The 12,877-nt window shown below is 63.3% G+C and carries 12 protein-coding genes; 5 read left to right on the forward strand and 7 right to left on the reverse strand.

What is annotated here, in order from left to right; genetic code table 11:
* Positions 1-2: 2 nt before the first annotated feature.
* The gene (locus ACK56M_RS26685; RefSeq protein WP_013974467.1) at positions 3-893 is read right to left on the reverse strand and encodes a LysR family transcriptional regulator; all 891 of its coding nucleotides are present in this window, start codon (positions 891-893) and stop codon (positions 3-5) included.
* Between the two features lie 87 nt (positions 894-980).
* Between ACK56M_RS26685 and ACK56M_RS26690 the strand changes: the two genes are divergently transcribed.
* From ACK56M_RS26690 to ACK56M_RS26705, 4 genes are all read left to right on the forward strand, one after another.
* Positions 981-1,313 carry a DMT family transporter gene (locus tag ACK56M_RS26690; RefSeq protein ID WP_008095055.1) on the forward strand — a complete coding sequence of 111 codons (333 nt, stop codon included), beginning with the start codon at positions 981-983 and terminating at the stop codon, positions 1,311-1,313.
* Between the two features lie 199 nt (positions 1,314-1,512).
* Positions 1,513-2,688: an NAD(P)/FAD-dependent oxidoreductase gene (locus tag ACK56M_RS26695; protein WP_102083212.1), complete on the forward strand. Its 1,176-nt coding sequence runs from the start codon at positions 1,513-1,515 to the stop codon at positions 2,686-2,688.
* Entirely contained in the window at positions 2,685-3,497 is an 813-nt protein-coding gene (locus tag ACK56M_RS26700; RefSeq protein ID WP_100413009.1) for an aldo/keto reductase, read from the forward strand. Before ACK56M_RS26695 ends, ACK56M_RS26700 begins: the two co-directional genes overlap by 4 nt.
* 50 nt (positions 3,498-3,547) lie before the next feature.
* The gene (locus ACK56M_RS26705; RefSeq protein ID WP_003257020.1) at positions 3,548-4,516 is read left to right on the forward strand and encodes a hypothetical protein; all 969 of its coding nucleotides are present in this window, start codon (positions 3,548-3,550) and stop codon (positions 4,514-4,516) included.
* Positions 4,517-4,658: 142 nt separating this feature from the next.
* Here ACK56M_RS26705 and hldE read toward each other — a convergent pair whose 3' ends face one another.
* From hldE to ACK56M_RS26720, 3 genes are all read right to left on the reverse strand, one after another.
* Positions 4,659-6,080 (reverse strand): bifunctional D-glycero-beta-D-manno-heptose-7-phosphate kinase/D-glycero-beta-D-manno-heptose 1-phosphate adenylyltransferase HldE, encoded by a 1,422-nt coding sequence (gene hldE / locus ACK56M_RS26710; RefSeq protein WP_015272030.1) that lies wholly within the window; start codon positions 6,078-6,080, stop codon positions 4,659-4,661.
* A gap of 130 nt (positions 6,081-6,210) precedes the next feature.
* A complete protein-coding gene (gene msbA / locus ACK56M_RS26715) occupies positions 6,211-8,019 on the reverse strand; it encodes a lipid A export permease/ATP-binding protein MsbA (RefSeq protein WP_013974473.1) in 1,809 nt (602 codons plus the stop codon).
* Positions 8,020-8,034: 15 nt separating this feature from the next.
* Positions 8,035-9,210: an O-antigen ligase family protein gene (locus tag ACK56M_RS26720; protein ID WP_054572166.1), complete on the reverse strand. Its 1,176-nt coding sequence runs from the start codon at positions 9,208-9,210 to the stop codon at positions 8,035-8,037.
* Positions 9,211-9,311: 101 nt separating this feature from the next.
* Between ACK56M_RS26720 and ACK56M_RS26725 the strand changes: the two genes are divergently transcribed.
* Positions 9,312-9,917, forward strand: coding sequence for a toluene tolerance protein Ttg8 (locus ACK56M_RS26725; RefSeq protein WP_015272032.1), 606 nt, complete (start codon positions 9,312-9,314; stop codon positions 9,915-9,917).
* Positions 9,918-9,920: 3 nt separating this feature from the next.
* Here the strand turns inward: ACK56M_RS26725 and ACK56M_RS26730 are convergent, their stop codons facing one another.
* From ACK56M_RS26730 to ACK56M_RS26740, 3 genes are all read right to left on the reverse strand, one after another.
* A complete protein-coding gene (locus ACK56M_RS26730; protein WP_189121406.1) occupies positions 9,921-11,012 on the reverse strand; it encodes a glycosyltransferase in 1,092 nt (363 codons plus the stop codon).
* A gap of 37 nt (positions 11,013-11,049) precedes the next feature.
* Positions 11,050-11,823, reverse strand: a complete 774-nt coding sequence (locus tag ACK56M_RS26735; protein ID WP_039612457.1) for a glycosyltransferase family 2 protein — start codon at positions 11,821-11,823, stop codon at positions 11,050-11,052.
* A 65-nt stretch (positions 11,824-11,888) separates the two neighbouring features.
* Positions 11,889-12,845: a glycosyltransferase gene (locus tag ACK56M_RS26740; protein ID WP_015272035.1), complete on the reverse strand. Its 957-nt coding sequence runs from the start codon at positions 12,843-12,845 to the stop codon at positions 11,889-11,891.
* Between the last annotated feature and the right edge of the window lie 32 nt (positions 12,846-12,877).

A 12,877-nucleotide genomic window follows, 5' to 3' on the forward strand; every position in this document is an offset into this window, starting at 1 on the left:
GTTTACCCGATCGCGCGCAGGTGCACCGCAAAGCGCTCGGCCAGCCACTGCGCAGCAGGCCCCAGCGGCTCGTCGCGACGCCAGGCCAGCTCCACCACCAAGGCCGGTGGCCGCCACTCGCTGTCCAGTTCGACCATGTGCGCCTGGTAGGTCGGGTACTGCACCACGTGCCGCGGCAGCCAGGCCCACCCCAGGCCACGCATCAGCAGTTCGGCCATGGCGTAGAAGCTGTCGGCGCGCCACACCTGCGGGCTGATCGCTTCGCCGCCGGGGTAGCCGCTTTGCTGCGGGGCAATCAACAATTGTCGGTGGCGCGCCAGTTGCTGCCGGGTAACCCGGCCTTCGCCGGCGAGCGGGTGACCGACCGCGCATACCGTGACCATTTCGACGCTACCCAAGGCGCGCCGCTCCAGCGAGGCCGGGATGCTCTCGTGGTGGAAGAACAGTCCAAGATCGGCGCGCCGCTCCACCAGCTTGCGCGCCACATCGCCCTGGGCACCGCTGGCCAGCTGCACCTCCAGGAACGGGTAGCGGCTGGCCAGTTCGTCGAGGCTGTCAATGACCGGCTGATAGGGCATGGCTTCGTCCTGGGCGACCCGCAACAAGGCCTCCTGCCCGCGCATCAGCGCCAACGCACGGCCATCCAGACGCTCGCACTGGCGCAACAGTTCGCGGGCATCTTCCAACAGGGCGCTGCCGTTCTCGGTCAGCTTGGGTTGCCGGCCACTGCTGCGCTCGAACAAGGTTACCCCCAGGTCGGTTTCGAGCAGGGCGATCGCGCTGCTGATTGCCGACTGGGCCTTGCGCTGCTCGCGGGCCACGGCAGAGAACGAGCGCAGTTCTGCAACGCGCAGGAAAGTACGCAACTGTTCAAGGTTCCAGTGCTCGGCCATCAACCTATCTCGCATAGTGATAGGTAATGACTTTACCCCATTCGGGGTGGGACTAGAATCTGCGGTCAGCTAACGGAGGATCTCGCCATGAATGCCTACACCTACCTCGCCATCGCCATCTGCGCCGAAGTCATCGCCACCGCTTCCATGAAAGCGGTGAAAGGCTTGAGTACGCCCTTGCCGTTGCTGCTGATGGTGGTTGGTTACGGCATTGCTTTCTGGATGCTGACCCTGGTGGTGCGCAGCATTCCGGTGGGGATCGCCTATGCCATCTGGTCGGGGCTGGGGATTGTGCTGATCAGTGTGGCAGCGCTGGTGATCTATGGGCAGAAGCTGGATGTGCCAGCGATGCTGGGCATGGCGATGATTGTGGGCGGGGTGGTGGTGATTCAGCTGTTTTCGAAGACTGCTGGGCATTGATGTTTGCCTGATGGATTTTGGGGCCGCTTCGCGGCCCTATCGCGACACAAGGCCGCTCCTACAGAGACCGAGGCATGCGCGGGGCCTGTAGGAGCGGCCTTGTATCGCGATAGGGCTGCGCAGCAGCCCCAGGAACGCAAAGCCCACATCGGCCCGACCCTGTATACTTGCCAGCTGTCCCAGTCTTCGAGGTACCGCCATGCCATCTGCCATTTCCACTGACGTGCTGATCGTCGGCGCCGGGGTCGCAGGCCTCTGGCTCAATGCCCGCCTGCGCCGACTGGGCTACTCGACAGTACTGGTGGAACGCGCCAGCCTTGGCGGCGCGCAGACCATCAAGTCTCAGGGCATCATCCATGGCGGCACCAAGTACGCCCTGCATGGCGCCCTCACCGGCGCTTCGGAAGCCATCGCCGACATGCCGCGACGCTGGCGCGAAGCGCTGAGCGGCAGCGGCGAGCTGGACCTGACCCGCACTCGCCTGCTGTCCGACGCCCATTACCTGTGGTCGCCTGGCACCCTGGCCGGCAATCTCACCAGTTTCTTCGCCAGCAAGGCCGTGCGCGGCCGGGTCGACCAGGTGAAGGGCGAGCAACTACCGCCCGCGCTGCAGGACCGCGCCTTCAAGGGCAAGGTCTATCGCCTGGCCGAGCTGGTCATCGACGTGCCCAGCCTGCTGGCCAACCTGGCCGAGCTGGCAGGCGACAGCCTGCTGGCCGGTGAGCACATCGAGCCGCTGCGCGAGGGCGAAGACCTGGTTGGCCTGCGCGTCGACGAGCGCGACATCCGCGCCCAGCGTATCGTGCTCAGCGCCGGCGCCGGCACCGAGCAGCTGCTGCATGCCCTGGGCCTGAACCAGCCAGCCATGCAGACACGCCCGCTGCATATGGTGATGGCCAAGGGTGCCAACCTTAAACCGCTTTACGCCCATTGCCTGGGCGGCGGGCCGAAGCCACGGGTGACGGTGACCACCCACCCGGCCGCCGATGGCCAGTGGGTCTGGTACCTGGGTGGCGACCTGGCCGAAGCCGACGGCGTTGCCCGCGAGCCGGCTGCGCAAATCGCCGCGGCACAGAAAGAAATCGCCAGCCTGCTGCCATGGGTCGACCAGAGCCAAGTGCGCTGGGCCACCCTGCGGGTCGACCGAGCGGAACCGGCGCAATCGGGCCTGGTACGCCCGGACAACGCCTTCCTCGCCGACCAGCAACGCCTGCTGGTGGGCTGGCCGACCAAGCTGGCCCTGGCACCAGACTTCAGCGACCGGGTCATCAGCCACCTGGAGCGCGACGGTATCCGCCCACAGGCGCAGGCCGACCTGGCTGACCTGCCACGCCCACCGCTGGGCGTACCGGCCTGGGAGGAACTGCTGCCATGAGCCTGCCGACCCTGCACGACTTCCATCGCCCCTTGGGCAGCACCGGTTTAAAGGTTTCGCCGCTGGGCCTGGGCACGGTCAAGCTGGGCCGCGACCAGGGCGTCAAGTACCCTACCGGTTTCACCATCCCCGGCGACGACGAAGCCCGCCTGCTGCTGGCCCAGGCCCGCGAGCTGGGTATCAACCTGATCGACACCGCCCCAGCCTACGGCCGCAGCGAAGAACGCCTGGGCCCGCTGCTGCGCGGCCAGCGCGATGAATGGGTGATCGTCAGCAAGGTTGGCGAAGAATTCGACAACGGCCAATCGCACTTCGATTTCAGCGCCGCCCATACCCGCCGCTCGGTGGAGCGAAGCCTGCGGCGCCTGGAAACCGACCGCATCGAATTGGTGCTGGTGCATTCGGACGGCAACGACCTGGCGATCCTCGAACAGCAGGAGGTTTACCAGACCCTTGCCGAGCTCAAGCAGGAGGGCAAGATCCTCGGCTTCGGCCTGTCTGGCAAGACCGTCGCCGGCGGCCTGAAGGCACTGGAGCAAGGCGACTGCGCCATGGTCACCTACAACCTCAACGAACAGGCAGAACGCCCGGTGCTGGACTACGCTGCCGAACACGGCAAGGCCATCCTGGTGAAGAAGGCACTGGCCAGTGGGCATATCTGCCTTGCCCTGGGCGTTGACCCGGTACAAGCCAGTTTCGAGCTGCTGTTCGCCCACCCGGGCGTGAGCAGTGCTATCGTCGGCACCATCAATCCGTTGCACCTGGCCCACAACGTGGCCACCGTCGCCCGTATTCTGGGCCAGCATTGAGTTGCCCCGGGCCCATGGGCCTGGACTGACCCGACGCAAGGAGGAGCCTCGTGGCGCGAACGCTGATCCGCAAGAACCCGAGCAACTTCAAGACACTACCGCTACATGTCGAGGCCACGCCCGAAGGTCTGATCTACCAGAGCATCGGGATGCCGCTGAATTTTGCCCAGATCCAACAGCGGCGCAAGGCTATCCAGTTGCCCGACGTGCAGCGCTTCGTGGTCGAACTGGCCAACCTGGGCGTGTCGGTACGGCTGACCCTGCATTGGCAGAACCGCGATTACTGGGTGCTGGTACGTCAGCGCCGGCAAGACCGTGGCGATGTGGTCCTGAAACTGATTTCCGGCTATGTGCCGGCGCAAGAACTGAACCTGCCATTGCACACGGCTGTGCAGGAAGTGGCCGAGGAATGCTTGCTGGAAACCCCGGAAGGCTGGCTGGGCGGGCGCTTCAACGACACCTGGTTGCCGGTGCCCTACGCTGCCGCCCTGCACTACCGCGAAACGCCGCACTTCGTGCTGGCCCCGGAGTCGGGTGCCGCGCGCCCGGTGCACTGCGGCAAGCTGATGCTGCTGGAACGGCCGCGGGCGTATGTGCACTTGCCCACCGCCTCGCTGCAACTGATCTACGATATGCGCCTGCAGGTACCACGGGACGCCAAGAAGCTCAGCCTGTTCCACGTTGATGAGCGGCTGGAGGGCGACCAACTGGTGGCGCGGCTAAATCGCAAACGACCAGACCTGTACCTGATGCCATTGAAGGACGGCCAGCCACTGGCCGAGCTGTATACCGTGAAGAAGGACGAACTGGTGCCGGCAAGCACGCGCGGGCTGTACCTGGCCGAAAGTTTTGCCCGGCAGGATGGCTGGGTGGTCACGGACGAGCGGGTGCGCTGGAAGGATTGGGTGAAGCAGCAGGGATTGGTGGAGAACAAGCCGGTGCGGGCTTCACACCTGCAGCGGTTTGGCGACAAGGCTCGAGAACTGCTGGAGCGGGCGCGTACTTCGCTGCACAAGTAAGATTCCGAGGCCTGTGCCGCCCCTGTAGGAGCAGCCTTGTGCTGCGAAGAGGCCGGTAGAGCTAAAGAAATGCTTTGCCCTACCGGCCTCTTCGCAGCACAAGGCTGCTCCAACAGGTAATGAGGCAGCCTCAGCGGCTCGATCAGTTCTTGCGAATCTTCTCGACGATTGCTGTAGTCGAGCTGTTTTCGACCAGCCCCAGCACCTTCACGGTACCGCCATAGGCCTTGACGATATCGGCCCCTACCACCTGGTCGATACCATAGTCGCCACCCTTGACCAGCACGTCCGGCTTGACCTGGCTCAGCAGGTTCTCCGGTGTACCCTCGGGGAAGCTGATGACCCAGTCCACCGCCCCCAGCCCGGCCAGCACGGCCATGCGCCGGTCGACGCTGTTGATCGGCCGGCCCGGCCCTTTCAGGCGGCTGACCGAGGCATCGTCGTTGACCGCGACGATCAGGCGATCACCCTGGGCCCGCGCCTGCTCCAGGTAGGTGACATGCCCGGCATGCAGGATGTCGAAGCAGCCGTTGGTGAAGACGATCTTCTCTTTGTGCGCCCGCGCGTCATCAATGGCCAGCAGCAGTTGCTCCAGGCCGAGCACGCCGCGCTCGGAGCCTTCCTCACGCTGGATCGCCCGGCGCAGCTCGGGGGCGCTGATCGCAGCCGTACCCAGCTTGCCGACCACGATGCCCGCTGCCAGATTGGCCAGGGCCACCGCGTGGGGCAGGTCCTCGCCGGCAGCGATGGCCGCGGCGAGGGTGGAGATGACGGTATCACCGGCACCGGTCACATCGAACACTTCACGCGCCCGCGCCGGCAGGTGCAGCGCCGGCTGCCCGGTGCGCAGCAGGGTCATGCCGTGCTCGCCACGGGTCACCAACAAGGCGCCCAGGTCCAGGTCCTGCAGCAGCTGCAAGCCCTTGGCTACCAGCTCGGCCTCATCGGCGCAACGGCCGACGATGGTCTCGAACTCGCTGAGGTTGGGTGTGATCAGGCTGGCGCCACGGTAGATGGAAAAATCCTTGCCCTTGGGGTCGGCCAGCACCGGAATACCTTTGGCCCGCGCCACCTGGATCAGGCTCTGGTGGTTTTTCAGTGCGCCCTTGCCGTAGTCGGACAGGACCAGCACCTTGACGCCCTCGAGCAGGCTCTCGACCTCCGCACCCAGCGACAGCGGGTCGGTGGCGAATGGCTCTTCGAAATCGATGCGCAGCAACTGCTGGTGACGGCTCATTACCCGCAGCTTGACGATGGTCGGCTGGTGCGCGATGCGCTGGAACACCGAGCGCACGCCTGCAGCTTGCAGGCTGTTGGCCAGGCTGTCGGCGGCCTCATCCTGGCCGGTGACGCCAATCAGCGAAGCCGGTGCACCCAGGGCGGCGATGTTCAAGGCAACGTTGGCCGCGCCGCCGGGGCGATCCTCGATCTGATCGACCTTGACCACCGGGACTGGCGCTTCAGGCGAGATACGTGAAGTACCGCCATGCCAGTAGCGGTCGAGCATGACATCGCCGACCACCAGTACCGGGGCTTGATCGAAACGCGGCATGGACAACTTCATGGGCAACCCATATGGAAATAATGAACAGGGGCAGGATATTAGCACAGGGTAGACGACGGCTTTATGGCCAGATCACCCCAGGAAAATTCCCGTGACAATCGGGGCCGCGATGGCCCCGATCAACGAGGGTTCAGGTGATATCGGCCTTGGCCGGCTCATCCAGGCCCATGGCATGCAGGCGGGCATAATGGCCATTGGCCGCAAGCAGCTCGGCATGGGTGCCGCGCTCGACCAGGCGCCCCTGGTCCATGACCAGGATCTGGTCAGCTTTCTCGATGGTCGACAGACGGTGGGCGATCACCAGCGTGGTACGGCCCTGCATCACATGGTCCAGGGCAGCCTGGATATGCCGCTCGGACTCGGTATCCAGCGCCGAGGTGGCTTCGTCGAGGATCAGCAGCGGCGCATTCTTCAACAGTGCCCGGGCAATCGCGAGGCGCTGGCGCTGGCCGCCGGAGAGCAGTACGCCGTTCTCACCCACTTCGGTATCGAAGCCTTTCGGCAGCCGGTCGACGAACTCCTTGGCATAGGCATCGGCCGCAGCGGCTTCGATGTCGGCGCGCGGGGCGCCGGCCAGGTCGCCATAGGCAATGTTGTTGGCCACGGTATCGTTGAACAGGGTGACATGCTGGGTCACCTGCGAAACGTGGCGACGCAGGTTGCGCAGGCGATAGTTCTCGATCTCCACGCCATCGAGCAGGATCTGCCCCTGGTCGTGGTGATAGAAGCGCGGTATCAGCGCTGCCAGGGTAGACTTGCCACTGCCGGAGCGGCCGACCAGTGCAATCATCTGCCCTGGCTCGGCTACGAAGCTGATATCGCTCAGCACCTCACGCTCGGTACCCGGGTAGGTGAAGCTGAGGTTGCGCACCTCCAGGCGCCCTTCCACCCGCTCCTTCTCGACGGTACCGGTATCCACTTCAGGCTCTTCGTCCAGTTGCTCGAAGATGCTTTCGGCGCCGGCCAGGCCCTTCTGGATGGTCGAGCTGACTTCCGAAAGCTGACGTATCGGCTTGGGCAACAGGCCGGCGGCGGTGATGTAAGCCACCAGATCACCAGCAGTGGAATCACCGCGCAGGAACAGCACCAGGAACATCAACGCGGCCATGGCGGTGTAGATCACCAGCTGCAGCATCGGCGTGTACAGCGAGCCGGTCTTGGTCATGTGCAACTGCTTGTCGGTGTTGCTCTGGCTGGCCTTGCCGAAACGCTGCTCCTCGTAGGCCTCGCCGCCGAAGCTGCGCACCACGCGGTAGCCCTGGATGGTTTCCGAGGCAACGTGGGTGACGTCGCCCATGGCCACCTGGATTTTCTTGCTCTGCTTGCGGAATTTCTTGCTGGCGACGCTCACCATCACCGCGATTACCGGCAGGATGGCAACCATCACCAGGGTCAGGTGCCAGTTCATCCACAGCAGGTAGCCGAACAGGAACACCACGGTCAGGCCTTCGCGGATCACCACCTTGATCGCATCGGTCGCAGCACCAGTGACCATGGTCACGTTGAAGGTGATGCGCGAGATCAGGTGCCCGGAGTTGTGGTTGTCGAAGTAGCGGTTAGGCAGCACCAGCAGCTTGTTGAACAGTTCCACACGCAGGTCGTGCACCAGGCACAGGGAAACCTTGGCCAGGAAGTAGTTGCCGAGGAACGAGCCCAGACCCTGCCACGCGGCGATCAGGATAATCAGCAGCGGCACCGCCTGCAGCAGTTGCAGGTCGCGCAGGTAGGGGACGTTTGGGAACAACACCGCTTCGGGGTTGCTCAGCCCATCTACGAAATACTTCAGGATCCCGGCCAGCATCGGCTGGGTCGAGGCAAAGATCACGAAACCGATGATGCTCAGCAGGAAAATGCCGACATAGGGTTTCACATAGCTCAGCAGCCGGAAGTAGATCTTCAGGCTGGAGGTGTGTTCCGCCGGTCGCGGTGTTTCGGCCATTATCAAGCTCGCTGTTCAGGTTGAACCGGAAATTTTACCACAGGCATCATTTTCGGCACTCCCCCATGGCAACAACATGGCCAGGCCAACGGGCAGCCAGCTGATGAACCATTCGGCACGTGGCGTACCAGTGAGGCTGGCGGCATCGAACTGCATGGCCAGGGTGGAGTAGACCCAGAAACCGAGCAGGATCTTGCCGAACAACGTGCCACGTGCGCGGACGATTTCGCCCAAGGTGTACAGCCACACCATGACCCACAGCAGCATGCCAGGCAGGCCCAACTCCACTGCGATGTGGGTGAACATGTTGTGGGTGTGGTCGAAGTGCTTGCCCACTGCACTCACGTCGTAGGCAGCGCCCAGGCCAAGGCCGGTCCAGGGATGTGCGGCGATCATGTCGACCACGGCGTGGAAGATTTCCGGCCGGTAGGACGAACCGCGCTGGGCGATCAGGTCGTACACGAGATAGAAGGCCAGGCCGGTGGCGATGGCCGCCAGCACGGCAAACATCCGGCTGTGGCGGTCACGGAACCACAACGGGGCCAGGATCACGGTGAGCACCAGGGCCAGGATTGCCCCACGGCTCTGGCTGAGCATGGCAAACAACCCCAGGCACACCAGCGCCACCAGCCACAACAACTGCAGGCCACGTTGCCGCGGCGGCTCGTAAAGCAGGAAGAGCACGGCCGAACCGATGACATAGGCACCCAGAATGGGGTGCGATATCTCGCCGATGCCCTCCAGCCGGGCCAGCAGAGGCATGCCCAGCACGCCGTAGAAATGGATTACCGAGATCAATGCGGCAACGGCCAGCAAGGCGCTGCCGGCCAGCAACAGCTGACGAATGCGGGCCTGGCCAAGCTGGCCCAGCAGCGGGAACGCCAGCAGGAATACCAGGATGTAGAGCAGGCGCTTGGCCTCGCGCCCCGGGTTTTCCGCGGCCGACCAGACCAGGCTGAGCCCACTCCACACCAGCAGCAGCAACACACTCCCCCACAAGGCCGGCTGACGCCGCCAGGCCTGCACTATTACGTGCCTTGCGGACCACGCCATTACCAGCGTCGGCAACCACAGGAACAACACCAGCCCTTGCTGATAAACCTTGTTGCTCGGTGCCAGGGCAATCGCTGCCAGGAACCAGACCAGACCAAACCCCAACCAGGCTTGCGCCCAGTTTTTTTGATACAACATCCTTTCCCCCGATGAATCAAAGACACCATCCAATGGTGCTACAACATTATTTTCGGCATTATTGCCGGTCATTCTGTTCGCCCGACGACAAGGCTCTATTCATGCAATGCTCCCGGCTCCCCCAGGTCGACTTCGATCAGCTGACACAAGGCGCACAGGTGCTTGAGGCAGATAGCCATGGCGCCAAAGTCTACCTGCTCGCGGATGGTAATTTCCTCAAGGTTTTTCGTAGGAAGCGGCTGATTTCATCTGCACTGCTGCGCCCGTACTCGCAGCGCTTCGTCGACAACGCCGCACGCCTTGCACAACTGGGCATCCCCACCCTGGAGGTGATCAGCCAGCACAAGCTCGACCTGCCAGGGCGTACCGCCGTGCTGTACCGCCCGCTGCCAGGGCGCACCTTGCTGCAGATGTCGCGCGATGAGGGTTTCAGCTGGGACACCTACCTGCCGCGCCTGATCGAACTGATCCGCCAGCTGCATCGCAGCGGCGTGTACTTCCGCTCGTTGCACCTGGGTAATGTGGTGGTCACCCCCGACCAGCAACTGGGCCTGATCGACGTTGCCGACATGCGCTTCCTGCGTCCGCCGCTGTCGGCGCGCATGATTCGGCGCAATGTGCAGCATATGGTGCGTTATATCGAGCGGGAGAACCTGGGTGACCGGTTCCCCCTTGCCGCCTTCGAGGCAGCCCTGCTGGCACGCTGAGCGTCAACTGCGCAGCAGGCTTTGCGAGCCATTGCAGAATGCTTGCCAGGCCTGCTCCGGGGCCAGCGCCTGGCGCTGCCGGGCAGCTACCGCCGGGGCACCGAGCACCGAGCAACGCTCGATCGCCTCGGCCCAGGCATTTTCATTGGCAACGGGCAGGTAGCCACCGGTGTCCTGCAACTGCTCGCGGAACACCTGCAGGTCGCTGCATACCACCGGCACGTCGGCCATGACCGCCTCCTGTACCACCAGCCCCAGGCCTTCGGAGCGCGAAGGCACCAATAGCCAGTCGAAGGCCCGGTACAGCTGCTGCAGGTCGTCGCGGTGACCGCTCAGGTGAACGCGCCCGGCCAGGCCCAGCGCGTCGATACGGGCTTGCAGCACCTCACGCAGAGGGCCTTCGCCGATGATTGCCAACTGCAGGTCCGACTGCCGCATACAGGCCTTGGCGAACGCCTCGATCAGCATCTCGAAACCTTTGCTTTCCACCAGTCGCCCGACCGCGCCCAGCATCACCCCGGTTACCTGGGGCAGCTGCAGGGCTTGCCTGGCCGCCTCCCGGCTCAACAACGGTTCGGCGAAAGCCAGCGGGTCAAGGGCCATGCGCAAGGTCTGCACCGGCCTGCCCAGGTCGTGTTCGAGTGACGTGGCAAGTGTCTGTGAAACGGCGGCGATGCTCAGACGCTCGGCCGGAAACATGCGCAGCAGGCGCACATCACTGGGATTCAGGCGCGTCTTGCCGTGGAACAGCACCTTGGCACGTACCTGCGGAACCTGCTGCAACAATGGCAACACCAACCGCGCCACACCGACACCGTCGAGCAGCACGACTTCAGCCTGGGCCTCGTTCAGCGCCTTGCGCAAGCGCATGCGCAACCATGGGCGCAACAGGCGCCAGAAGTGCCGCCCTTTCAGCGCCCGTGACGGCATATGCCACTCCCGGGTCGAGCCAAGCCCACAGCAAAGCCCGCTACCCAGCAGCAGCCAGTTACTGATCCGGGCATCGGCACCCGCGTGCGACAGCACCTGCCGATGCACCTTGTGGATGGACATGTACGGCGTTCCACCCGCCCACATCACATTGACGATGTTCATGGGCCCTCTCCCGCTCATGTCAGGTGGGACAGCGACTTCACTGAACAAAAATGGTGATTCCCATGCCAATCACGGCACCCGCCACCAGCGTCAATGCCAACTTTATCCGATCACGTTTACGACGTTTGGCCTTGCGTTCCACTTCGATGGGCAAGGTCACGTGATTACCAAATCCAGTGTGCAATACTGCATCACCCTCCAAGGTGACCGCTGTCAGGTTTAACTCAGAATAACGCCGGGAAAGTGCCTTCTCTCCAGCATAGGCGGCAAATGGCGCGCAACGCTGGTAATCGCTCAAACGGCGCAACCCGGGGTTGAGCGAAAACGCCTGCCACTCGGCCTTATCGGACAGCAGTGGGTAGCAAGGCACCCCGGCGATCACCCGGCGATCACCCAGGTGAATGTAAGGGCTGTGGATGGCCAGGTCATGGGCATGGCTGCGCAGCCACACCTGCAGCAGATCAGGGCTGACCTCCAGAATGGCCCGGGAGTCTTCGACGAAGCCCTGGCGATAGAAGTGCCAGTCGTCCTCGCAGTGAAAGATGTAGGGCGTCTTGACGTGGCTGTAGGCCAGGTCGATAGACGGCAACTGGCCCAACTTGGGCCGGTTTACGAACACCTTGCAGTGCGGTTTCCAGTGCTCAGGCACAGCGGCATGCACGGCATCGTCACCGGAATCTTCGGTGATGAACACTTCGCGAATGGGCGCGGTATTGTAGCGATCGAAACTCTCAAGGGTATCTTTGAGCAGATCGAACCGCCCACAACTGGTCACGACGAGCGTGACATCACTCTCATTTGAAAAGCGCACCGGACTCCCTCCGCATTGCGACTTCGACTTCCAACGCCCGTTCCACAGGCGCGAAAGTTCTTATGTTAGATGCCCAGCTTCAGGCGCAGCCGCTGCCATGCAGACAACGGCGGATGGGGCCTGAGCGCCGGGCGCATGTGGTCGACGATGCTACGTCCAACAGCCCCGAAACTGAAACGGGAAACCGCCAGGTGGCGACCATTTTCTGCAATCTGCCGGGCCAGTTCAGGGTCCGCGCGCAAACGGCGGAGCTTTTCCTGAAGGGTCGGGATGCTGTCATAGAACACCACGTTGTGCATGTCCTGCAGGCCCAGTGCGCGGTTCTCTTCCTCGCCCTGGTCATACGCCAGCAACACACAGCCACAGGCCATGGCTTCGAAGTTCTTGATCATGTATTCGCCCATGCCGACGTCGGCACTGACGAAGAAGCGGATCCGGTTGAGTGTGTTGCAGTAGTCTTCACCCGATTTGGTACGGGTCACCACCAGGTTCTCGACCCGGCCCAGCTCGTCCAGCAGTGCCTTGCGGCCGCTGTAGGCCACGCTGTTGGTGCTGCCGACGAAGGCCAGTTCGATGTCGCGCTCACGCCCCTGGTCGGCCAGCAGTTGCTCGTCGTAGCCCTTGGGCACGAACACGGCGTCGAAACCTTCCTGACGCAGGCGCTCGCTGACCATGTAGCCTGAGCTGATCACCCGCGCCCAGGGCAATTTGCGGTAATGGGCGCTGAACTTGCCCGTGTACTTGCACGGGATGTAGTTCTGGTAGGCATCGTGCTCGAGGATGACCAGGTTCGGCACCGTACGGATGAATGCCGCCTGACGGATTTCCTGTTTGAAACGCAGGAAGAAAACAATGCGGTCATAACGCTCGACCTGCACTTCACGCTTGAAATAGCGGCGCAGGTTGCGCTGGTCTTCGCTGGTCAACCAGCGCAGGTCGCACTCGCAGTTGGCCGCGACGCCATCGTACAGGCGGTCGAGAATCGCCCGCTGTTCCTTCTGCACCAGAAATAGGACTTTCATTGGGTTCCTTGGGCGCTCTGCGCCATCGCGGT

This window comes from Pseudomonas sp. s4, assembly GCF_046764235.1.
GTDB classification, from domain to species: Bacteria; Pseudomonadota; Gammaproteobacteria; order Pseudomonadales; family Pseudomonadaceae; genus Aquipseudomonas; species Aquipseudomonas asiatica.

Bases quoted from the DNA above. Each gene is read 5' to 3' on its own strand.
- ACK56M_RS26685 (WP_013974467.1), bottom strand. From the start codon at position 893: ATGGCCGAGCACTGGAACCTTGAACAGTTGCGTACTTTCCTGCGCGTT.
- ACK56M_RS26690 (WP_008095055.1), top strand. From the start codon at position 981: ATGAATGCCTACACCTACCTCGCCATCGCCATCTGCGCCGAAGTCATC.
- ACK56M_RS26695 (WP_102083212.1), top strand. From the start codon at position 1,513: ATGCCATCTGCCATTTCCACTGACGTGCTGATCGTCGGCGCCGGGGTC.
- ACK56M_RS26700 (WP_100413009.1), top strand. From the start codon at position 2,685: ATGAGCCTGCCGACCCTGCACGACTTCCATCGCCCCTTGGGCAGCACC.
- hldE (WP_015272030.1), bottom strand. From the start codon at position 6,080: ATGAAGTTGTCCATGCCGCGTTTCGATCAAGCCCCGGTACTGGTGGTC.
- msbA (WP_013974473.1), bottom strand. From the start codon at position 8,019: ATGGCCGAAACACCGCGACCGGCGGAACACACCTCCAGCCTGAAGATC.
- ACK56M_RS26720 (WP_054572166.1), bottom strand. From the start codon at position 9,210: ATGTTGTATCAAAAAAACTGGGCGCAAGCCTGGTTGGGGTTTGGTCTG.
- ACK56M_RS26725 (WP_015272032.1), top strand. From the start codon at position 9,312: ATGCAATGCTCCCGGCTCCCCCAGGTCGACTTCGATCAGCTGACACAA.
- ACK56M_RS26730 (WP_189121406.1), bottom strand. From the start codon at position 11,012: ATGAACATCGTCAATGTGATGTGGGCGGGTGGAACGCCGTACATGTCC.
- ACK56M_RS26740 (WP_015272035.1), bottom strand. From the start codon at position 12,845: ATGAAAGTCCTATTTCTGGTGCAGAAGGAACAGCGGGCGATTCTCGAC.